Origin of the sequence: Mucilaginibacter gossypii, assembly GCF_900100945.1 — a bacterium.
GTDB lineage: Bacteria > Bacteroidota > Bacteroidia > Sphingobacteriales > Sphingobacteriaceae > Mucilaginibacter > Mucilaginibacter gossypii.
Genome location: NZ_FNCG01000009.1, coordinates 78,239 through 102,065, shown reverse-complemented (window position 1 = coordinate 102,065; position 23,827 = coordinate 78,239). Strand labels below are relative to the sequence as shown.

Below are 23,827 nucleotides of genomic sequence, written 5' to 3'. Positions count from 1 at the left end.
GATATTAACCGAGTTCAATAAAATAGATTTATTCATGCACTTATATGTTGTAATGTGCAAACATATTTTATTTCGTTTATATTTCAAATAAGTCAAAAAAATAAATTTAGGAACTGCGCCTGCTTTCTACCGTATAAACAAAGCTTTCGGCTTTATAATAGCCCAGGTTATACTCCATCGGCCGTTCGCCCTGATCGTAAACAAACCGTTTCCTGATCAAAACAGGACTGCCCGGATCTATCTCCAGTTTACCTGCTATGAATTTATCGGCTGCCTTGGCGCTTATTTCTTCTTTTGACAGGTCTGCAACTACAGAATGCTCACTCTCAAGCATTTCGTAAAGTGGTTTCTTGAAATCTTCTTCGCCTGTAAGCCCGATCCTTGGATGAAAATACGAAATAAAATATACAAAAGCCTCTTCGGCGTTTCCCCTTAACCTTTCCATTTTCAAAATTTTCTTATCTGTTTTGATATCGAAAAAATTCGCGATATGATCTTCGGGAAAGACCCAGCTAATATGAAGCTCGTAATTTTTTATGGGGATGCTGCGGGCTTCCATCTCCTGTGTAAAGCTCAGCCAATTCATTGATTTGGAGCTCATTTTGGCATGGGCCACTTTGGTTCCAAGCCGTTTTTTTCTCACCAGTAGCTCTTCGTAAACCAGTTTGTTAATGGCCTGACGTAAAGTGGTGCGCGATATAGCCAGCTTTTTAGCAAGGTCAACCTCATTAGGCAATAATTTACCTGCCTGATATTCAGGCTCGCGGATGAGCTCTCTTAGCAGGTTCTCTGCCTGGATATGTAAGGGTACGGCGCTTTTATGATCGATGGAAATTTTCATAATGAATTAAGTGGCAAGGTAGTAATTTATCAGGAAAACGGCAGGGGCCGGCATATAGTGGTATCACTTTTGGAGGAGGAACATCTACGGAGCAGAAAAAGGTTGAATTTTTTTATAATACGGTTTTGGGGTTCAATAGCTGCTTCCTTTACTAAGGTAATTTTCTGACCTCTGTTCATTTTTTATCATAGTTAATAAAAAAACTTTGGAAAAACTTTGGAATATAATATTATGATACTATGTTTGTACATAATATAACAATCTGTCTCCATTTCTATCTGGTAAGGCAGCAACCTAATTACATATTTACCTGCATGAAAAAACGTCTACTCATTTCTACGGCATTGTCTTGCTTTGTTTTTTGCATTGCCGGAGCGCAACAGTCCTCCAACAAAGCTTTGGCAAGGAAAATTCTTGCCGATATCCGGCTTGATACAGTCCAGGCGAAGGCTTTAAAACTGCTATCCGGTTTTTCTGCAGGTACATCCTACAGCGAGGTGTGGATCCGCGACTTCAACACTTTCATCAATGGTTCATTAAAAGTACATCCCAAAGAAGAAGTAAAAACCAAACTATTGATGTTTTTTCGCATCCAGGGCCAGGGCGGGGATATTGTGGATGGTGTAGTTGACAGCGCTAAAGCCAGTGTAGGCTATAAATACCGCTACTCATCTTTATTACCGGGTTGGGCAGCGCATAAAAACACGGTAGAGACCGACCAGGAATCGTCATTGATCCAGGCTGTCAAAAAATACATTGATTTTACCGGAGACCAATCTATTTTAAACGAGTGTATTGGTGGTAAAACGATTTTGCAACGAATGGAGGCGGCGCTGGCCTATCTGCATAAAGATCGCTGGTCGGAAAAATATGGTTTGATAACCGGGGCCACCACTATTGATTGGGGCGATGTGCAATCCGAAAACGGCTGGGGCGTGGCCATTAATGATAAAACCAAATGGGCTTTGGATATTTATGATAACGCCATGTTTGTGAAGGCAGTTCAAGATTTCCTTGCGATGGCACCTCGAGGCTACAAAGCCCAAACTGATTGGAAGGCCGTTGCCTCAAAAGTCACTGCCAATGTTCGTAAATACCTTTGGGATGCTGCCGCTCAAAAATATATCCCACATATTTACCTTGACGGCAGCCCTTTCTCATCGGATTTTAATGAAAAAGAGATCTTATACACCGGTGGATCCATATGTGCTATCATAGCGGGGTTTAACACTCCGGCCGAAGTTTTGGAAATAAACAGACAAATGCTTGCAGCCGCGGCTAAAGAAAAGCATGCCACTATCGGCATCACAGTGTACCCCCCTTATCCTGAAAAGCAGTATCCAAACATGAAGCCTTATAGTTATCAAAACGGCGGCGACTGGACATGGTTTGGCGGACGAATGATAGCACCGCTCATTATCTATGGTCGCCCGCAGGAGGCTTACGCGGAGTTGTCACCGATGCTCGACAGGATGCTTGCCAACGAGGGCTTTTTTGAATGGTATGATGTGCAATCCGGCGCACCAAAAGGCTCGGGCGATTTCAGGGGTGAGGCAGGTGTTTTATATGATGCCATTACGGCACTAAGGCAATGGGCCGCTAAAAACCGGTAGCCTGTCAGCCAATAAGCTGACATAAACTAAAGTAAACTATAATCCAAATTGATGAAAAAAAATGATGCCATAAAGGCAATCCGGACTTCTTTGCCCTTTCTGAAGGGCAACTTCCGGCCTTGCGGCGGTTATAAACCGCCATGAATGCTTCGCAGAGAAGTGTTCCTATAATTACCAGTTTAAAAACAACCTACTAAACAATGTTATGAAGAAAAATCTTATCTACTCAATTCTGCTCACCTTGCTGTCGCTGCACACGATGGCGCAGGTTAAGATCAGCGGCAAGGTAACCGATGCTAAGGATAATTCAGCTTTACCTGGTGTAAGTATCAAAATAAAGGGCACCCAGGGTGGTACCCAGACGGATCTTAACGGAAATTACACGATACAGGTAACCAGTGTTAAACCTGTACTGATATTTTCATATACAGGTTATGCCAGCCAGGAGATATCAACCGTTGGCAAAACTGTCGTTAACGTGCAGTTAGCTGGAACGTCCAGCGCCCTTAACGAAGTCGTCGTGATAGGCTACGGAACCGTTAAAAAATCGGATCTTACCGGCGCTGTTACCGGCATCAAAGGCGATCAGTTAAATGATAAACCCGTGGCTAACGTAACCCAGGCCCTGCAAGGCAAAATAGCCGGTGTGGAAGTTAGTGTTAACAGCACGGCCCCCGGCGCGGGCGCTAAAGTACGAATTAGGGGTATCGGATCCATCAACTCCAATGTCGATCCATTATATGTGGTGGATGGCGTTGTTGGAGTTGATCCAAACTCTATCAACCCGCTGGATATAGCCTCGGCCGAGGTGTTAAAAGATGCTTCGTCCACAGCTATTTACGGTTCGCGTGGTGCCAATGGTGTAATTATGATCACTACAAAACGTGGCCGTACTGGTGCAGCAACTATTACTTATGATGATAACTTTAACGTAAGCGAACTGTATCGCCATTTACGCACTTTAAACTCGGCCGAGTTTGTTAAAGTTTACAATGAATCATTCGCCAACGGTCAAAAATTTGACCCGGCCGGAGGGGTATGGGCACCACCGGTTGCATTAAACCATGCTAATTTCCCTAAGCTTTTTGACGCTAATAATAACCCAATTTATGATACCAATTGGGAAAAAGAAACCTACAAGCCGGCGTTTTCGCAAAGTCACCAGTTAAACATTCAGGGTGGTAGCGAAAAGTCGCTTTACAGTTTATCGCTTGGCTATTTTAACCAGAATGGTCTTGCGCCAACATCGGCCTTTAAAAGATATACCATCAAAATGACAATGGATAACGACCTGAAAAGCTGGTTGAAAGTGGGCGGCAGCATCAACCTCATCAGCAGCAGGCAACGTTTAGTTACCGATGGCAACGGTGGCCTGAACGTGCCAAGGGACGTATCAGAAGAGGTGCCAATAGTACCTGTTAAATATCCTGATGGCACATGGGCAGGTAATTATGACATTGCCGGTCTTGAGGGCGCGCCAAACCCGGTGCAGGTTGCCAACGAGCGTTACACGCTTAACAATAACCTGCAAATGTTAGGTAACATCTACTCTCTGTTCCACATTACAAAAGAGCTGGATTTTAAAACAGATTTCGGCTATAACTTAAGCGCTCAAAAAAACAACTTCTATTCAGCAGGCGATCTGCCGCACTTATCACAGGATCAGGGAGGTGTAGCTAACGTAAACGCTTATAATAATTACTATTGGCAAACAGAAAACTACCTTACCTGGAACAAAAAGATCAACGAAAGGCAGCGCTTCACCGCCTTGTTAGGTATCTCGTTCCAGCAACAAGGGTATGCCCGGGTACGCTCAGAAACGCAGAATTTTATTGATGATATTTTTCAGTACCACTATGAGCAGGCCGGTTCTGTAAGGAGCGCCAATGAAACGCAGGATGAAAAATCATCATTAAGTTCATACTACGCCCGTTTAACTTATAACCTTGACGAAAAATACTTGTTTACCGCAACGGGCCGGTACGATGGCTCATCGCGGTTTGGGGTGAATAACAAGTACGCATTCTTCCCTTCGGTGGGTGCCGCCTGGCGTGTATCGCAGGAGAATTTCCTGAAGGATAACCATACCATCACCAACATGAAATTGCGGGCCAGTTACGGTACTTCGGGTAACCAGGAGATAGGTAACTATCGTTCGCTGGCACAGATCCAGCCGAGCACCACGGTTTTGGGTGGGGCTGCTCAGTCAACATTGTTGCCAAGCTATATTGGTAACCCTAACTTAAAGTGGGAACGTTCTGTTCAGTTTGATGCCGGATTGGAGTTAGGTTTATTTCGTGATCGTGTAAACCTTAACCTTGATTATTATAACCGCACAACTAAAGATCTGTTGTTGCAGGCGCCTATACCATGGTCTGCCGGTGAAACCAATGCCAATGTATATAAAAACGTAGGATCGGTGCGCAACTCCGGTGTCGAGGTTAGTCTGAACACCCTAAATGTTAAAACTCCCGATTTTGAATGGAGTACCAATTTTATATTCACTACCAATAAAAACAAAGTTTTAAAACTAAACGATAACGGCGCTGACATCTTCCCGGGCCCTAATTTCCTCGGTCAAAACTTTGTGATCAGGGTTGGCGAACCTATTGGTTCGTTTTATGGTATGACAAGGCTTGGTACCTATAGCACTTCGGCCGAGGATGTAGCCGAGGCCGCTAAACACAGCTTAAAGCCAGGCGACAGGAAATATATTTACAATCCGGATGGCAGTAATTATTATAGTATCATCGGCCGCGCTTATCCTAAATGGACGGGCACTTTCAGCAGCAGCTTCAGATATAAAGCTTTCGATTTTTCATTCGATATCCGCTTTGTTCAGGGAGTAAATACTGCCGCCAACTTCAAACACTCGGTTGAAGACAGGCAAACCCTTTCAAACAGTTTGGCCAGCGTGCTTAACGCCTGGACACCTAATAACCAGAATACATATATTTCGCAGGTGCGTAATTACAAATTCGCGCAGGATTCGCATTTCGATACATGGTGGGTTGAGGATGGTTCGTTTATTCGCGGCCAAAACTTTACGTTGGGCTATACCTTGCCACAGCCGGTGCTTAAAAAGCTTCATGCCAATCGTTTCAGGATCTACGCAAGTGTTCAAAACGCTTTCATCATAACCAAGTATACAGGTTATGACCCGGAGGTGGATACCTTCAATTCAAGCTACGGGTCGAACGGTTCGTTCTCGCAGAATTTAGATTTCTTCTCAAACCCTCGCCCCCGTGTATGGAACCTTGGTTTACAGGTAACTTTTTAAACAGCGGTAGAGGATCGATTGATAGTTTAATTTAAATGATATAAAAATGAAAACCATGAAAAATATATTGCTTGTAGGGCTGGTGCTGTTTGCATGCTCCTGCAAAAAGTTTTTGAAGGAGGAGCCTACCAGTTTCCTTACGCCCGAATCAAATGTATCGAGTGTTAAGGTGGCCAGGGCTTTTACCAATTCGGGTTACCAAAACCTGCAGGGATTTTTATCGGGCCAAAGTGGTTCGTACGGTGGTAATACCTGGAATTTGATGGAATTTATGACCGGCAAATCGGGCAGCGACCTTGGGCAAACCGGTTACGTAAATTACCAGAACCTAACTTATAGCACCACCTCATTTTATTTTGATACCTGGTGGCAGCAAATGTACCTTGGTATAGGTGCCTGTAACCTGGCCATTGGTAAAATACCTGCTATCAGCGCCCCCGGCCTTACCGATGAGGTGAAAAATAACATGCTTGCCGAAGTAAAAACCCTGCGGGCGCTTTATTACTTTCAGTTAGTACGGATGTACGGAGCGGTGCCAATGGTTACCGAAACACCTAAGGACCTTAACCTGAATATCCCGCGCACCGCGGCTAAAGATATCTATGATAAAGTGATCATCCCCGATCTGTTAGCTGCCGAAAAATCAACGCTGCCATGGAAGGATAACACAGGCAAAGTATCGATGGGTGCTGTTGAGGCCTTACTGGCCGATGTGTATTTAACCTACGCAGGGGCTGCGATCAATGGCGGTAAAACATTCTACGCCGAATCGGCCAAGCGCTCACTTAACGTGATCCAGAATGGTGGTTATACACTATTCCCGGAATATACCGACATGATCAAACCAGCAAATAAAAATACAGGTGAATTTATATTCCAGGTGCAATATGCGGCGTCGGTACCATCGTCAAATCCGCTTACACCGCTTACTATTCCAAATTTTTCGGGTGTTTCGCAATATTCAGATGAGTATGGCTCGGTTTATCCTACAACTCAGTTTTTAGCATCGTTTGCTGCTGGCGATAAACGAGTACAAGAAAAGCAGTTCTTTTACTCCAGCTATACCAATACAAAAACGGGCAAAAAAATTACTTTCCGCAGCCCCTATATATACAAGTGGTTTGATTCTACCGCAGTTAATACCACGTTAAAATCTAATCTTAACTACACCCTTTACCGTTTGGCCGATGTTGAGTTGATGTACGCCGAAGCATCAAACGAAGCCGAAGGCGCACCAAATGCTACGGCTATATTGATGGTTAATAATATCCGCGCAAGGGCTAAGCTGGCTCCGATAGGGGCGTTAACCCAATCAGCATTTGAGCAGGAGGTGTGGTTGCAGCGGTATTTTGAGCTCTGCTTCGAAAATAAAATGTGGTTTGATATGCTCCGAACCCGCAAAGTTCATAACGATGTTACCGGCAACTGGGACAATTTTATAGGCCATAAAACAGTATTTGGCGCCACGTTTACAGATAAACAGCTGCTGTTCCCGCTGCCTAAACAGGAGACAGATGTCAATCCGAAATTGTTACCTAATAATCCGGGTTTTTAAAGGGAAAGTAATCTGAAATTTATTTATAATACAAACAGTAAAAGGCCGGGCACGCGGCCTTTTACTGTTTGTGAGTTTGACTCATAGCTGCTTCTCAAGCATGCAATTTACAAAGGTAAGATAACCTGCAACGTGGTTTGTCCTGCTGAAGATGCCGTTGCACGCCTTTACATAAAAAACTTCATCCGCTTTATAATAGCCTCTTGCAAAATTTCAAACTCTATCCTGTTTAATAAAATGGCCATACATAATTTAAATGTTTGTACAATTTTATTGATTTTAATTTTATTTATAAAAACCTCTTAAATTAAGAAGTAAAGCCTAATAAGGCTATTTTATTATAACGTACTTAAAACAAGCCTGTTGTTGAATAAATTATTAAACTGCATAATTTGTTAATTTAAATTTAAATATGTAATTATGTATATACAATATAATAAAAAATTAATACTAAACCAAATCATTCTATGGTTCAAAGAATCTTTACCTATCAAAATTTAAAATTCCTGGGTTCTTGTGTTCTTTTAATGTTCCCGATCGGATTGGTGGTACACGGCCAAACTTCGTTTACGGTTAAGGGAAAAATAACGGATACCAAAGGTGTAACCATGCCGGGAGTTAGTGTAACCATTAAGCACAGCCCGCGAGGGGTTGTAAGTGATAACGCAGGCGACTATGTGATCAGTTTACCAAAGGGCAGGGATACACTGGTGTTCTCCTTCCTTGGGTTCGTTAAACAGCAAATTGTGCCTGGCGACCGCCACACCATCAACGTCGTATTACTTGATGATAAAAACGACCTAAACGAAGTAGCGGTAGTAGCCTACGGCACGCAAAAAAAGGAGAGCATGGTAAGCTCCATCACTACTATTAGCCCTAAAGAGATCAAAGGCCCTACCAGTAACCTTACCACCATGCTTGCCGGGCGCATTTCAGGTTTAATATCCTACCAGCGTAGCGGGGAGCCGGGCTATGATAATGCCTCGTTCTTTATCAGGGGAATCACCTCTTTTGGTTCCGGTAAAATCGATCCGTTGATATTAATAGATGGTATGGAATCGGCAGCGAACGAGCTTGCCCGTCTCCAGCCGGACGATATCTCGGCATTTTCGGTTTTGAAAGACGCGGCTGCATCATCATTATATGGTGCACGCGGTGCTAATGGCGTAATTTTGATCACCACTAAAACGGGTAAAAGCGGCGATACACGGTTTAATGTGCGCCTTGAAAATTCAACATCAACCAATACCGAAAACTTCAGGCTCGCCGATAATATCACTTACATGAACCTGGCCAACGAAGCCGCCCTTACCAGGAATCCATTAGCACCTTTACCATATTCGCAAAACAAGATAGATCATACGGTTGCAGGTGATAATCCGCTTTTATATCCTAATAATGATTGGATTGGTTCGCTGATAAAAAAATACACCAATAACCAAAGGTTTAACTTAAACCTCACCGGCGGCGGCACTAAGGCGCAATACTATATAGCTGCTACCGCTAACCAGGATAACGGTGTTTTAAAAAACCAAAGCCTCAATAACTTTAGCAATAATGTTAAACTAAAAAGTTACGAGATCCGGTCCAACATCAACGTTAAGCTTACCCCCACTACCGAAGGCATCCTGCGTACCTCCGGCGATTTTGATGATTATTCTGGGCCAATAGGTGGTACAGATGCTAATGGCAACACCGTTAGTGGTGGTACAAGGGTTTTTAACAGCACGCTTAATGCCAATCCCGTATTGTTTCCGGCTATTTTCCCGGCATCAGATCTGCCTTATGTAAAACACCCGCTTTTTGGCAATGCCGCTCGGGGCACTAATGGCGAGGTGTATACCAACCCTTATGCATCCATGGTATCGGGGTTTCAGCAATACAGCACATCAACGCTTAACGTTCAGCTGGAGTTAAAGCAAGACCTGAAGTTTATTACCGAAGGTCTTTCGGCAAGGGGAATGGTTTATACCAAGCGCTATTCATACTTCAACTTAAGCAGGCAGTACATCCCATTTTATTATGCTGCAAGCCCCTCGGTAAGCGATCCTAAAGGTTATACCATTTCTCTCCTGAATGAAGGCACCGCTACTGAGTACCTTAACTACACACAAGGTGATAAACTGGTAAACACCACCACATATGGCGAGCTTGCCTTGAACTATAACCGCACTTTTAACAAGCTGCACAATGTAAGCGGTTTGCTTATCGGCATCAGGCGCAACTACCTTAACGGTAACGCCGGCACCCTTACATCATCTTTGCCTTTCCGTAACCAAGGTTTATCCGGAAGATTTACTTATGGGTTTGATGGTCGCTATCTTTTTGAAACCAACTTTGGTTATAATGGCTCAGAACGTTTTGCTCAAAATAACAGATATGGTTTTTTCCCGTCTGTGGGCGTGGCATGGAATGTAAACAACGAGAAGTTCTTTAAGCCGCTCGAGCATGTTATTAATAAACTCAAGTTCCGCGCAACCTACGGCCTTGTTGGTAATGATCAGATAGGCAACGCCGGCGACAGGTTCTTTTACCTATCAAACGTAACGTTGAATGATCCGGCCTATGGGGCCACTTTTGGCGAAAACGGCGGATATACAAAAAATGGTGTATCTATTTCAAGATATGCCAACGAAGGTATCACCTGGGAGAGGTCGAAAAAATTAAACTTAGGTATGGACTTAGGTTTATTTGATTCCATGAACCTTATTGTAGACGCCTACAAAGAACGCCGGAGCAATATTTTGATGGATAGGGCATATATCCCAACCACGCTCGGCCTTACCGCCCCGGTTAGTGCCAACGTTGGTGTTGCTGAGGCAAAAGGCTTGGATGTTGCTATGGATTACAATAAAAACTTTGGGAAATCGTGGTTGCAAATGCGGGGTACTTTCACCTATGCCACCAGCAAATTGCTGGTTAACGAAGAGCCGCAGTACCCATCTAACATGCTATATCTTTCACGGGTTGGCCAGTCGCTTACACAGGCCTACGGGTTGATAGCAGAGCGTTTGTTTGTGGATGATGAAGATGTGAAAAATTCGCCTAAACAAAACTTTGGCGAAGTAAGGGGGGGAGATATCAAATACCGAGACCTGAACGGCGACGGGCAGATTACCAACCTGGATATGGTGAACGGGTTAGGATACCCAACCACTCCCGAAATTATTTATGGTTTTGGCTTTACCTACGGATATGGTAATTGGGAACTTAGTTCGTTTTTCCAAGGTTCGGCACGGTCATCGTTTTTTATCAATCCAAGCCAGATCTCGCCATTTGTGGCCAACGGGCCCGATCAGCATGGTTTGTTGGATGTGATAGCAAAAGATCACTGGTCGGAAGATAATCGGAACCTTTACGCTTTTTGGCCAAGATTAAGTTTAACACAAAATAGTAATAACAATCAATCATCAAACTGGTGGATGCGTAACGGATCATTCCTGCGGATGAAGAGTGCTGAACTGGCTTATAACATCAGAGAGAAAACACTTAAGCGGTACCATATCTCTTCTATCCGCCTTTATCTCAATGGTACCAACCTATTCCTGCTTAGCAGCTTTAAGCTGTGGGATCCCGAGCAGGGCAGCAATGGCCTTGGTTACCCGGTACAAAAGGTGTTTAACATCGGCGCGAACATTACATTTTAAACCAATTCAAATCGCATGAAAATTTTATCTGTATATAACCAATATTTCGGGCATATCCCGGGGAGGATGGTAAAGCTTTTACTATTAGTTGTATTGCTTACCGGGATAGCCTCCTGCAAGAAAAGCTATCTTGATGTAGTACCCGATAATGTAGCCACGCTCGATAACGTATTCGCTAACCGTACCGAGGCCGAAAAATACCTGTTCACCTGCTATTCATATCTTCCGCAGGAGGGCAACCCAGATAAAAATCCTGGCTTTAGCGGCGGTGACGAGGCCTGGACCTATTGGCCCATGACAGAGGATTACTTTTTCCTTGACCCTTACAACATTGCCCGAGGCGAACAAAACAGGGCAGACCCATACATGAACTATTGGGACCAGTTTGATAACCGTAACCTATGGCAAGGCATCAGAACATGTAATATATTTTTGGAGAACATCGACAGAGTGGCGGATCTGCAGCCTTATATAAAACTAAGATGGATTGCCGAAGCTAAGTTTATCAAAGCTTACCTGCATTGGTACCTGTTCAGGATGTACGGGCCAATACCTATCCTTGATAAAAATCCGCCGATAACAGCCAACCCCGGGGTGTTTAAAGTGTTCAGGCAGCCGGCCGACTCGGTGGTGAACTACATTGCTAAACTGATAGACGAGGCCGCCGCGGGTGATGCCAATACCGGCTTGCCAAGCACCATTACCAGTACTACTACCGAATTGGGCCGTATTACCAAAGTTGCAGCTTTAGCTATTAAGGCCAGGGTGCTGGTAACAGCTGCCAGTCCGCTTTTTAATGGTAATAACGATTTTGCCGGGTTTAAGGGAGTTGATGACAAATTGCTGTTTAACCCGCAATACGACGCTAAAAAATGGACACGTGCTGCCAACGCCTGCAAAATAGCCATTGATGCTGCCGCGGCCGCGGGCCGTAAGTTGTACTATTTTTCAAGTACAGATGTAGCGGTTGATGATGCTACTAAAATTGAAATGAACATTCGTAATGCCATTTGTGAAAAGTGGAACAACGAACTGATCTGGGGCCTTACCTCCGAGGCGGCAGCTTCAACCTTCTGGTTGCAACAATATGCCTGCCCGCAAATTGATCCGGATAACATTAACCTCAGTTTGAAAGGCAAATTGGCCCCGCCGCTAAAAATGGCAGAGCTATTCTATACCAAAAATGGTGTGCCGATAGAGGAAGACAAGACCTGGAACTATGCCGATAGGTTCAAACTGCGAACCGTTACCAATTTGGACACCTGGATGCAGGAAGGCTATCAAACTGTAGGTCTTCACTTTGAACGCGAGCCCCGTTTTTATGCCGATCTGGCTTTTGATGGTTCAACCTGGTTTATGCATAATGGCAACTATAATATCCAAAGTAAGTCTGAACAGTACACCGGCAAAAAGCAAAGTCGCCTGTATTCGGTAACCGGGTATTACACCAAAAAAGTAGTTAACTGGAACCTGGTTTATTCAAAAACAAATGTCACTATCGAATCATATCCATGGCCGGTTATGCGCCTTGGCGATCTGTATTTGTTATACGCGGAAGCATTAAATGAAACAGGTAACCCCGCTGCCGCATTGCCTTATCTTAACCAGATCAGGGCAAGGGCGGGTTTGAAATCGGTTGAAAGCTCATGGGCTACTTATTCAACCAATCCTACCAAATACACTACGGTTGCCGGCTTACGGGATATCATTCGCCAGGAGCGCGGGATAGAAATGGCTTTTGAAGGCAGTCGCTTCTGGGACCTCCGCCGCTGGAAAACCGCGCCACAGGTATTAAGCGCGCCAATATACGGCTGGGATATTATACAATCCACCTACGAGGATTATAACCGTCGGGTATTACTGTTCACGCCGAAGTTTGTTGCCCCGAGGGATTACTTCTGGCCGATAAAAGAAACCGATTTGCAGGTTAACCCCAACCTGGTACAAAACCCCGGATGGTGATTGGCTTAAACGACATTAAAAATGGAGATCATTTTAAAATATAAGATAATGAAAAAGATATTGTTCAGGTGCTACATCGTCCTGATTGTATTATTGGCCAACTCCTGTAAGCAGGATGAGCTTGCGCCTATTGTTAATGACCATACCCCGCCCGGCCCGGTAAGCAAGGTTACGGTGACTAACCTGAACGGTGCCGCCAAAATAAGCTACACCATACCCACCGATGGCGACCTGCTTTATATTAAAGCGGTATACGCTATCAAAAAAGGTGAGGCCAGGGAAACAAAAGTTAGCCGCTATAATAGCGATCTGACTGTGGATGGCTTTGGTAACAGCATGGATTATCAGGTAAAATTATACGCTGTAGACAAAGGTGAAAACGTATCGGCTCCGGTAGAGGTAACAGTACATCCGCTCACCCCGCCTTTAAAACTTACCCGCGATTCGTTAACTGTAACGCCAGATTTCGGTGGTATTAACGTTAAGTTTACCAATAGCACTAAAGCCAGTTTGGCTATCGTGGTGTTAGCTAACGATTCGTTAGGCGAGTTCGCGCCTATCCTTACCAACTATACCAACCTGCAAAAAGGTAATTTCTCAACTCGCAACTTGCCCGCCAAGCCAACCAAGTTTGGTATTTACACCCGCGACAGGTGGGGTAATTTGTCTGATACCCTACTGGTAACTGTTACTCCCCTGTTTGAAGAACTTTTAGACCGGACGAAGATCAAAGGCATAGCCCTGCCAACAGACGCGCCACTTGGCCCACAATACGGCGGCGGCATTGATGAACTATTTGATGGCGACGTAACCAACGCCGGTGGCTACTACCACACGGGCGATGCATCTAAAATGCCGCAACAGTTTACTTACGATATGGGTGTTACGGCAAAACTAAGCCGCTTAAGTTATTTCATGAGGGAGGGGTTTTTCTACTCGTTACACAATCCGCGTGTAGTAGAGATTTGGGGCACTAACACCATTAATCCCGATGGCAGCTATGACGGCTGGACCCTTTTAGCATCACATACTCAAATAAAACCATCAGGACTGCCTGAGGGCCAGCTATCGCAGGACGATATTGATGCCGCACGTGCCGGCGAAACCATCACATTTCCACTGGATGCCCCAAAGGTGAGATACATCAGGTTCCGGACGCTGAAAAACTGGTCGAACGGATCGTATGTGAATTTTAATGAAATAATGATGTGGGGAGATACTAAATAAAACAAACTGATCAATAAAAGTTTATGAAAGTAATAAAATATTTTGCGGTGCTGTGTCTCGTTGCCTTTATCGCAATATTAAGCTCATGCACTAAAAGCGGCGACGCTTATAAAAAATACATGGCGGGTGGTGAGATCACATATCCCGGCAGGCTGGATACTGTACTGGTGCATTCTGGTTACAATAGGGTGCAGTTATCGGCAACGCTTGGTAATGACCCACTGGTAACCAAAATGAGGGTGTTCTATAATAACCATCATGATTCAACAGAGGTTGCTATTACCCACGCTCCTGGCAAGGACACAGTAAATGTGATCATCGATAAACTGACCGAGGGTAACTACAGTTTTGATGTTTATACCTACGACGCGCAAGGTCGAAAATCTGTAGGGGTAAACGTTTCGGGTGTAGTTTATGGGCCGAGTTATTTAAACTCCTTGATTAACCGGAAGCTGAAAACCGTAGAACAATCACCCGATGGAAACAAAATAGAACTGGGCTGGGGCGAACCTGCAAATGGAGAGCTTGGCGTAGAGATAAATTATACGGCGGTTAATGGTTCTGCCAAAAAGTTCATCGTTCCGGCAAATCAAACCAATACCGAACTGCCTGATTATAAAGAAAGCAGCGTACTTACATTTAAATCCTTATTCAAGCCTGATACCACGGCGTTCGAAACATTTTCTCCAGATCCATCATCGGTCACCTTGCCCAAGTTTGAAAGGCAGTTTGATAAATCTAAATTCGCGGTAAAGATCTTACCTACAGATGTGCTTGAAGGCGGCTATGGTTGGCTGGAAGAGTATTTATGGGATGAAAGTTATAACCCGCCGGGCTTCGCAACAGAATCTACAATTCCATGCTGGTTCACTTTTGATGCCGGTACTTCTACCTCCTTAAGCCGGTTTAAAGTTTGGCAAGCTAACGATAGGCTTTATCAATTGCAAAGCGTAAAAACCTTCGAATTATACGGCAGTAATAACCCCAACATGGATGGAAGCTGGGCAAGCTGGACTAAAATAGGATCCTATACTTCGGTAAAACCATCTGGCCTCCCCGTAGGTCAGAACTCTGACACGGATGTCACTTTTGCCTTGGCGGGTGAAAACTTTTCTGTTCCAGCCTCAACTCCAAAATTCAGGTATTACAGGTTTAAGCTTCTATCTAATTATGGTGGGGATTTTATGACCTTGGAGGAAATTACTTTTTACACGCATGAAAGATAGCCTAAACATAGCAATGGTTATTTATACCAAAAAACTGTGTAAGCCAACATGGATATCGGTATCGACATAGTAGGCTGAGGTTTATAATTCATGCCTGGTTTTACTGTTTGACTAATCATTATCGTTGGATCGTAATTCTTTCGATAAGTGTAGAACTGAACAAAGGAAAGAATACTAACGGGATAGTTGCTAACGGGTACCTGATTGAAGTAATAAATTTTTAATGACAATGGGGTTTCTTCATTTACAGAAATCATGTAAGAGACCGCTTTGATAAAAATAATTACTGGCGTTTCATCAGTGCCTGGATCTGAGATATACTAAATAATAGAAATGAAAAAATCTGCTCGATATCGAACAGACTTTGTTCGGATTTGTCTATAATCCCATATGTACCGGGACTGGGAAATTAATTGAACACATTTATGGCTTCCTGATGATGGTAGAGCTGATTTTGGAGAAATATGAGTAGAAAAAGTTGAGTGAAAAACACGAATAATTGAGCCATTTTTCTTTGTAAAAGGTGTTCAATAAATCAACATGGGGGATTTATTGAACACCTAATTATTTTAATTCAAAAACTGACTAAATTTATTGGGGCAATACTAAACGCTAAGCTTGCCTTTAGTCGAACTATTTTATTAGTTCCGATATATGCTGTCTTATTTTGTTAATTAATTTACGGTCCGCAGTTCATGCGAGATTGAACAACGGAAAAAGTAAGGAGCAATTACCAGGCACTGTTTTGTTTGAGTACGCCATTTGATGAAGTAACAAAAGTTTGAGGAAGTGGGAAATGACTGAATTTGGCATAATTAAAATTAGTTCTCCCATAAACAGTCTTCAGCAGGTTTTCTGTATAACCGGTGCCTGAACTGCCATTGGGGCCGGCCACTTTGTTATATCTTACCAGGTCGTACCAGCGATTGAATTCAAGGGCCAGCTCTATCCGGCGTTCATGCCAGATGGCTAAACGCAATGTTGTTTTGTCTGTGGTTATGATTTGTGGAAGGATACCCGCTCCATCATTTTCGCCTGCTGCGACTGATGCCGCGAATGTTTTATTACCACGGGCTCTGAAACGGATCATTTCCAGGTATTTCAACGCATCGGATATATTCCCCAACTCATTATTGGCTTCAGCGGCTATCAAAATGATGTCGGCATACCTCAGATACATTGGGTTCACACTCTGAAAGTTAAAGTTACCGCCGTTCCAGTATGAATATGGCCAGATCACTTTTTTATTGGCATAATTGGTTGATGCCGGGAATGCCACCGGCTGGTTGTTGTTAAAGCCGGGAATGATGTCAGTTTTCGTAAAAATAGTCGCGCTCATTCTCGGATCACCTTTTTCATAACTGCTAACCAGGTTAGGTGAGGGGAAGATATCACCATTTGAACCCAGCGAAGGAAGCCCCTGGTATTGAAGGTAAGGTCCGTACTGGCGTCCGGCGGGCAGGGATGTGTTGTAAATAAATCCACCGGGCATCATATTTTCAGAAGAATACAATTGATCCGGGCTAAACAGGCTGCGGTAATTACTGTAAAGACTGTATTCGCCGCCATTGATAACTGCTTCGGCATATAATTTCGCGTTAGCATAATCCTGCTCATAAAGATAAACCTTCGATAGAAGTCCCTGTGCTGTGCCTTTGGTAACACGGCCAAGGTTGGCCGTTCCCCATTGGCTTCTCGTTGGTAAATGATCGATAGCATACTTCAGGTCTGATATCACCAGCTTAATGATATCCGCGTGCGAACTTTTTGGGATATTATATTCAGCAGTTGACACCGGGTCATGATCTCTCAGCGGGGCATCGCCGAACACATTAGTCAGGTCAAAGTTGTAATAAGCCCTGAAATATTTGGCTTGGGCTTCAAATAATTGTGCCGAATAGGGGGCTTTTAAAGTCGATGTACGGTCAATTACTACGTTGCAGTAATGGATATTTTCAAAGGCCCGTCCCCAGTAGCGCTCTATCATGTAATTATCCGTGAGGTAGCTGTAATCCTGGAATACTTTAAAGTCAGCATTCCCGCCCACAATAAAGTCATCGCCGCACATTTCTTTTGTTGAATACTGGTGTTGCCCTATCCGGAATTCCCTCCAGGCAATGGAACCATAAAGGCGGTTTACCGCCAAGCCAAGTGTTGTTGTATCGGCCGAAAAGGTTGCGCTCGAAAGCACCCCAAGCGGCTCTTTATCAAGAAAACTCTTTTTGCAGGAAGATGTCACAAAAAGCTCTAAAACAACAATGAATTTTATAATATTTTTCATAACTGTTATTTCTTATTTAAAAAGTTAAGTTTATACCCAATCTGGCAGTGCCTGAAACCGGATATGTCCGGAAATCATCGCCTATAGTTGAAACCCCGTAAGCATTTGATACTTCAGGAGAGAAGCCTTTGTATTTGGTTATGTAAAAAGGATTGGTGGTGTTGACATAAACACGAAGCCCCGAAATTCCAACTCTTTTCAATAGCTGCTTGTTGAAAGTATATCCCAGCTCGATAAACCGCGCTTTGATATAAGTACCGTCAAAAATGTTAAAATCGGATGATTGCGTTGTTGACGTGTTAACAGCGTAACGCGGAATGGTGGTATTGGTATGAGTAGGGGTCCAGGAATCCAGCCACTCAACATTCAGGTTGGATAACCCGGAGCTTACAAACTGGTTCCTGGTGTCATTGTAGATCTTACCTCCGAAACTGCCCATCATATCAATGGTTAGGTCAAAACCTTTGTAATCTGCCGAAAGCGTCAAACCTCCGACAAATTTTGCATAAGGCGAACCGATATCTGTTTTATCATTTGCATCCACGAAACCGTCGCCGTTTATGTCTTTGAACAGCAGGTCGCCAGGTTTTAATCCCGACCAGTACTGTTTTGTTGGATTGCCTGATTTTGATGCTGCTGTTGCGTTTAGCTGGTCAATCTGTGCCTGGCTTTGCACAATGCCGAGAGATTGATAACCATAAAAGTCACCAATAGGGGCACCTGCTTTTGACACGTGGGTAGATGGCACCTGGAAATCTGATGTATACGAAGTGAGGCCTTTAAAGTCCAGGATTCTGTTCTTATTGGCGGTACCGGTCACTTTTACACCATATCCAAGCCCCCCGATACGGTCATTCCAGCTTACCGCCAGTTCCACACCGCTGTTACGCACAGTTCCCGCGTTTGAATACGCAGGGGCGGTACCCGTTGAGCCCCCCGGAACAGGCAATATTAACAACAGGTTTTTGGTGTCCCTGCGGTAATAGTCACCTTCAAACCGCAGCCTGTTTTTTAATGTGCCGAATTCGATGCCGGCATCAGTTTGCTGTGAAACCTCCCATGTAATATTAGGGTTTGAAGCGGCTACGATTGTTGCCATCGGATAGAAAACGCCGTTAAATACGCCGTCGTAGGTTGTTTCCTGATTAAGCAGGTTAAAGGTTTGGTAATTGGCGATTTTGTTGCTGCCTATCCGGCCCCAGCTCCCGCGTACTTTCAGGTTGTTTATCCACGAAACGTTCTTCAGGAATTTTTCTTCGGAGGCCCGCCATCCGAGGGCTACTGATGGAAAATATCCCCAGCGATGCCCTTCAGCGAATTTTGAGGAACCATCGCCACGGAACGAAGCGGTTAACAAGTACCTGTCCTTGTAGCTGTAATTGGCCCTGAAAAGATAAGAAAGAATAGATTCGCTGGAAGGCAATGCACCAAGTGAATTGATGTTTGATATCGGGTAAACCTGGATATAGCGATAATTGGGATCGGTTGTAGTTAACGGGCCGCTTCCTGTTACGTCCACTCCTCTATAATCAGTATTCTGCGCGGTATAACCGGCCAGGAGGTTCAGATGGTGAGATGCGCCAAGCTGTTTGTCATAAGTCAGCGTATTTTCCCATAGCCAGGTTGAAACCGCAGTATATCCATTTTCAATACTGGTTAAACTGCTTTGATTTGCCCCCAGGTTGTATGGAGGTGTGTATCTGTTGATATTATTCAAAGTATAATCTACACCATAGCTGCTCCGGAATGTAAGGCCTTTAAATAATTCATAGTTCAGGTATCCGTTACCAACAAATTGCAGCGGATGGGTTTGGGCATCTTTATGAAGATAAAGCTCCGCAAAGGGGTTAACAATGTCCACATCCTGGCCTGATGAAAAAGAGCCATCACTTTTGTAAACGGGGATCAAGGGTGATATGCGGGTTATTGAATTAATCCCTCTGCCCGTATTGGAGCCGCCATCACCATTATAATGGCTACTGGCCAATGAGAGGTTATGCCCGAAGGTTAATTTTTTGCTGATCTTATATTCGTTATCGGCGCGCAGAGTTAAGCGGTTATAGTTGGTGTATTTCAATACGCCATCTTCATTATGGTAACTGGCACTGATATTATAATTGACATTTTCGCTTCCTCCGCCAACAGACAGCTGATAATCGCTGACAATTCCGTTTTGAGTTACTTCTTTGGTCCAGTCGGTTCCGGCGCCTATCTGGCTGATATTATCGTAAACCGGTGCTGCGCCTGCATTAGTTTTAAACAGGTTTACTAATTGGGCGTATTCCTGGCTATTGGCAACGTGAAACTTACGTGTAAGAAACTGGAATCCCTGACTTGTTAAAAAATTGATAACTGGTTTGCCTGGTTTCCCTTTTTTTGTTGTTACAAGTATAACTCCGTTTGCTCCGCGCGATCCATATATCGCGGTAGCGGAAGCATCTTTTAAAATTTCCATCGACGCGATATCATTCGGCGCAAGGAAGCTAATATTGGTCACCATCATACCGTCAACAACATATAGCGGGGTAGGGTCGCCGTTTGTGCCAAGCCCGCGTATCAGTACTGTAGGTGCGGCGCCGGGACCACCCTGGCTCAGTATCTGAACGCCAGGTATTTTCCCCTGCAGCGCCTCGGCCGCGTTGCTGCCCCCGATTTTAGTTAGGTCGGCGCTCTTTATGCTGGTTACAGCGCCGGTAAGGTCGGATTTGCGTTGAACACCGTAGCCAACTACTACCACTTCGCTAAGCGAATTATCTTTTGCTTTCAGCTTTATGTCGATAACTGCCCGGCTGTCAACATTAACTTCCTGGGCCTCGAAGCCGGTGTAAGTGAACACGAGATAAACGCTACCGTCCGGAACGTTCAATGAATAATTGCCGTTCAGATCTGTTTGGGTACCTGTGGATGTTCCTTTCAACCGGACAGAAACGCCGGGTAAAGGCTGGCTGTTATCATCCGTCACTTTACCTTTCACCACAAAAGCATTAAATTGTGCTCCGTTCAAGTAAATAATGACGGTATTGTCTTCACCGAGCTGGTACTTAATGGCAGTGTTACTGGTTAGCAGGTCCATCACCGCATGGATGGATGCGTTACTTACCTCAATAGATTTAAGCTTATCAATGTGCCTGATCGTTTCATCGTTATAAAGAAAGTGATAGTCAGATTTTTTTTCGATCTCCCGGAATGCAGTCTTCAAGCTTACATTCTTCAGGTTAAGATTGATCGCGGTCTGCCCGAAACCCTTTGAATAGGATTGCAGGGTCGAGACAATGATCAGGAAAAGTATAAATTTTGTCATGAGAAGAACGTTCAAAAGTCGTTCGTGCCGCAAATAACATATGCGGCCTTGATTTTTTTTCATAATTTAGTATCAAGGGTATTTAACTAATTGGTTTATTAAGACGGACTGGTAGTTATGTACCATTTGACGGGGAATGTTGGAAGCATTTCCCGTTCTTTTTTATCGCTGGTCTGTTATTTTATCATACGCATGTTTAAAATTTTAATAAATGAAAACCTGGTTATTTATAATTTGATAATTGAAATTGCTTGTTAGCTTAAGCTGCTGCAGCGCCTTGTCAAGCGTTATATTTTCAAATTTTCCGGTTAGAGTCAACTTTTTCAATTCTTCCTTTTTAAAAAGGATGGTGGTGCTGTATTTCCGCTCCATCATTTTTGCTACCTCCCCAAATTCCATGGTGTCAAAAGCTACTTTATTTTTGGTCCATCCGGCTTCTGCAGGTAAAGAATCCCTTTTACTCTGGTGGATTTCACTGAGCTCAACTATCGCTTTTGACGTGGTATCGGTTGACTTATACCGTGATGCCGATGTTTCTACCGGTTGATTGAATACCGTCAGTTTTTCCGAAGGCTTTAAAATAATTTGTCGGTCAGGGTTTTTCAGTACAGTAAGCTCAATAACACCGCGTATTAAAGCTGCTTCGGAAGTGTTATCACCCGGATAAGATCTGACATTAAACCGGGTACCCAGAACCCTGATTTTTATTGTTGGCGTTGTTATTATGAACGGGTGTGCCGGGTCTTTAACGATATCGAAAAAGGCTTCGCCTGATAAGGTTATCTCCCGGTGCCTGGCATCAAATGTGTTTTTATAGGCAAGCTTGCTGCCTGCATTCAGGATAACCGTACTGCCATCGGGTAATTGTATATTTGTAATTCCCCCCATTGGTACCTTAATCTCACAGATCCCGTTTTTTTTGTCGGTTGACCTGAAATAGATCAATGCTATGCTACTACAAAATAAAATGACAGCCGCTGCTGCTATCAATATGTAGTTGAGCCTTCCGCGATGCATCGATTGGATCGTTTCGGCTCGGTATTCATCTTCAACATAAGCATCAGGCCTATTATTTAACTGAGATTGTAACTGCGCCCATCGTTCTTCTTTTGGCTCATTATCACATCCTTTTGATATCGGATATAATCGCCAAAGATGCTCCAGCATGGCTATAGGGTATTGTGACCCGCCATCTTCCTTCAGGATCTGGTCTATCTCTTCCAGTTCCTCCGGAGTTGCCGTATTATTCAGCTTTTTGTAAATAAGTATCCAGGTATTGTTGACCATAAGTGTTTTCTAATCTTATAGACAATCAAAAATTGCCCGGCACGGGGAAGGAAGAAAAATATTTTTTAATGAAATAAAATGAGAGCTTCCTTATTTGGAGGAAACCAGGGGAGCATTTTTTTTGTAATTCAGGCTTTCTGACAGTTTTTTCAGGGCAATGCTCATATGGTATTCGATGGTTCTTACGGATAAATTAAGAAGCTCGGCAACTTCCTTGTGCGGAAGACCATCTTCTTTGATCATCTTAAATACCAGCTTACACTGCGGGGGCAGGCTATTAACTGCATGCTCTATTAAAAGCTGAAAGTCTGCCACGATCATTTGGTCCTCAATATTCAGGGTAACATCTTCAATTTCTGCCTTAACGTCGTCGATGTTAAAATGTATCGGGAAGTTTCTTTGTTTCAGGAAATTCAGCGATTTGTTTTTTACCGCTTTGTAGATATAAGAAGTGAAGTCAGTAATGTCTGCCAAAAGTTTTCTCCGTGACCAGATCGAAATAAAGGTATCATTCACTACTTCTTCTGTAGCCTCGGCAGATCGCACGTAGAAAGAGGCCAGATTATACAGCCTTTTATAGTATTGAAAATACAGCACCTTGAAAGCCTGCTGATCATCTTCAAAAGCTATTTTTTGTAACAAGTCCTGAATAGTGGTTTCGTTCATACTGATATCCTAACATCCAGAGGTAATTCCCAACTGATGCATATTATTATAATGGGTTATAGTTTTGGTTTTGGCAGAGTCTGACCTGTGATTATTAAATAAGACAGCAGAACAGGATTGTTATACTCAAAAATTTCAGGAAGATTTAACGAGGCATTGAAGTGGCTATGTCAAATAAGTAAAACAACTGGCTTTTAATCAAGGGATTTCGCACGAATTATATTTAACGAAGATTCGACCAAGCGGCAAAATACCTTCGAAATAGAAGTATACATAGTCTTTGCGATTCAATATTGAAAGTGGGCATCCAGCTGATAGAAATTTAATATATAGTTTATTAATTGTTATATTTACAATTAATAAAGGCTTGAAGTAAGTTGTTACTGGCACTTTCATTAATTAGGGAGTGTTAAAACATCCTCTCAAGTGTAAATAATTCTGCCTGACCCGAATAAATCTTTTGGAGGGAATTTAAAAGAAAAAGCCCTAAATCATTTGATTTAAGGGCTTTTGAAGCGATTTTACGCTGCTTTTGTACTGACAGCGGGAGATTGATTGAACACATTTACGGCTTCCTGATGGTTGTAGTGCGGATTTTAGTGCTTCCCGAATATTTCCAGGTCGTCTATCCGTTCATAGGAGGAAAGAAAATAAAGCCGGTACCGCTGGTACTCCACATCCGGGTTATCGATCTGGGCATAACAATTCCGGACAAAGCCCTGCACGGCTTCTCATATTCGTCCTTTATGTACCGGGATATTATAAATGACCTCGCAGCCGACTACCATTTAATCGTACCTGATTATCCGGGCTTTGGCTTAAGCAGGCGGCCGCCGGTGTATGGGTTTGATTACTCATTTGATAACCTGGCCGCTGTGATGGAGGATTTTTATAAGCCAAATTAACCTAAAACACTTTAGTTTATACACGCAGGATTACGG

The 23,827-nt window shown here is 43.5% G+C and carries 13 protein-coding genes; 8 read left to right on the top strand and 5 right to left on the bottom strand.

Features of this window, described 5'->3' with window-relative positions; all coding sequences use genetic code 11:
• Window positions 1-106: 106 nt before the first annotated feature.
• A complete protein-coding gene (locus tag BLS28_RS17150) occupies window positions 107-841 on the bottom strand; it encodes a GntR family transcriptional regulator (protein ID WP_091169993.1) in 735 nt (244 codons plus the stop codon).
• A 314-nt stretch (window positions 842-1,155) separates the two neighbouring features.
• On the opposite strand from BLS28_RS17150, the gene BLS28_RS17145 reads away from it, so the two are divergent.
• The 7 genes from BLS28_RS17145 (at window position 1,156) to BLS28_RS17115 (ending at window position 15,351) form a co-directional block, all read left to right on the top strand.
• Window positions 1,156-2,454 (top strand): GH36-type glycosyl hydrolase domain-containing protein, encoded by a 1,299-nt coding sequence (locus BLS28_RS17145; RefSeq protein WP_218134448.1) that lies wholly within the window; start codon window positions 1,156-1,158, stop codon window positions 2,452-2,454.
• A 205-nt stretch (window positions 2,455-2,659) separates the two neighbouring features.
• Window positions 2,660-5,734 carry a SusC/RagA family TonB-linked outer membrane protein gene (locus BLS28_RS17140; RefSeq protein WP_091169987.1) on the top strand — a complete coding sequence of 1,025 codons (3,075 nt, stop codon included), beginning with the start codon at window positions 2,660-2,662 and terminating at the stop codon, window positions 5,732-5,734.
• A gap of 55 nt (window positions 5,735-5,789) precedes the next feature.
• Window positions 5,790-7,289, top strand: coding sequence for a RagB/SusD family nutrient uptake outer membrane protein (locus BLS28_RS17135; protein ID WP_218134447.1), 1,500 nt, complete (start codon window positions 5,790-5,792; stop codon window positions 7,287-7,289).
• 467 nt (window positions 7,290-7,756) lie between these two features.
• Complete coding sequence (locus BLS28_RS17130; protein ID WP_091169980.1) at window positions 7,757-10,936, top strand: SusC/RagA family TonB-linked outer membrane protein; 3,180 nt, start codon at window positions 7,757-7,759, stop codon at window positions 10,934-10,936.
• Between the two features lie 15 nt (window positions 10,937-10,951).
• Window positions 10,952-12,898: a RagB/SusD family nutrient uptake outer membrane protein gene (locus BLS28_RS17125; RefSeq protein WP_256337466.1), complete on the top strand. Its 1,947-nt coding sequence runs from the start codon at window positions 10,952-10,954 to the stop codon at window positions 12,896-12,898.
• Window positions 12,899-12,946: 48 nt separating this feature from the next.
• Entirely contained in the window at window positions 12,947-14,125 is a 1,179-nt protein-coding gene (locus tag BLS28_RS17120; protein ID WP_176844497.1) for a DUF5000 domain-containing lipoprotein, read from the top strand.
• A 23-nt stretch (window positions 14,126-14,148) separates the two neighbouring features.
• A complete protein-coding gene (locus BLS28_RS17115; RefSeq protein WP_091169975.1) occupies window positions 14,149-15,351 on the top strand; it encodes a DUF4998 domain-containing protein in 1,203 nt (400 codons plus the stop codon).
• A gap of 730 nt (window positions 15,352-16,081) precedes the next feature.
• Here the strand turns inward: BLS28_RS17115 and BLS28_RS17110 are convergent.
• From BLS28_RS17110 to BLS28_RS17095, 4 genes are all read right to left on the bottom strand, one after another.
• Entirely contained in the window at window positions 16,082-17,632 is a 1,551-nt protein-coding gene (locus BLS28_RS17110; RefSeq protein ID WP_091169972.1) for a RagB/SusD family nutrient uptake outer membrane protein, read from the bottom strand.
• 16 nt (window positions 17,633-17,648) lie between these two features.
• Entirely contained in the window at window positions 17,649-20,933 is a 3,285-nt protein-coding gene (locus BLS28_RS17105; protein ID WP_176844496.1) for a SusC/RagA family TonB-linked outer membrane protein, read from the bottom strand.
• A 204-nt stretch (window positions 20,934-21,137) separates the two neighbouring features.
• Entirely contained in the window at window positions 21,138-22,220 is a 1,083-nt protein-coding gene (locus BLS28_RS17100; RefSeq protein ID WP_091169965.1) for a FecR family protein, read from the bottom strand.
• 90 nt (window positions 22,221-22,310) lie between these two features.
• Entirely contained in the window at window positions 22,311-22,886 is a 576-nt protein-coding gene (locus BLS28_RS17095) for an RNA polymerase sigma-70 factor (RefSeq protein WP_091169963.1), read from the bottom strand.
• A gap of 551 nt (window positions 22,887-23,437) precedes the next feature.
• On the opposite strand from BLS28_RS17095, the gene BLS28_RS17090 reads away from it, so the two are divergent.
• Entirely contained in the window at window positions 23,438-23,791 is a 354-nt protein-coding gene (locus BLS28_RS17090) for an alpha/beta fold hydrolase (protein ID WP_091169960.1), read from the top strand.
• Window positions 23,792-23,827 lie beyond the last annotated feature (36 nt).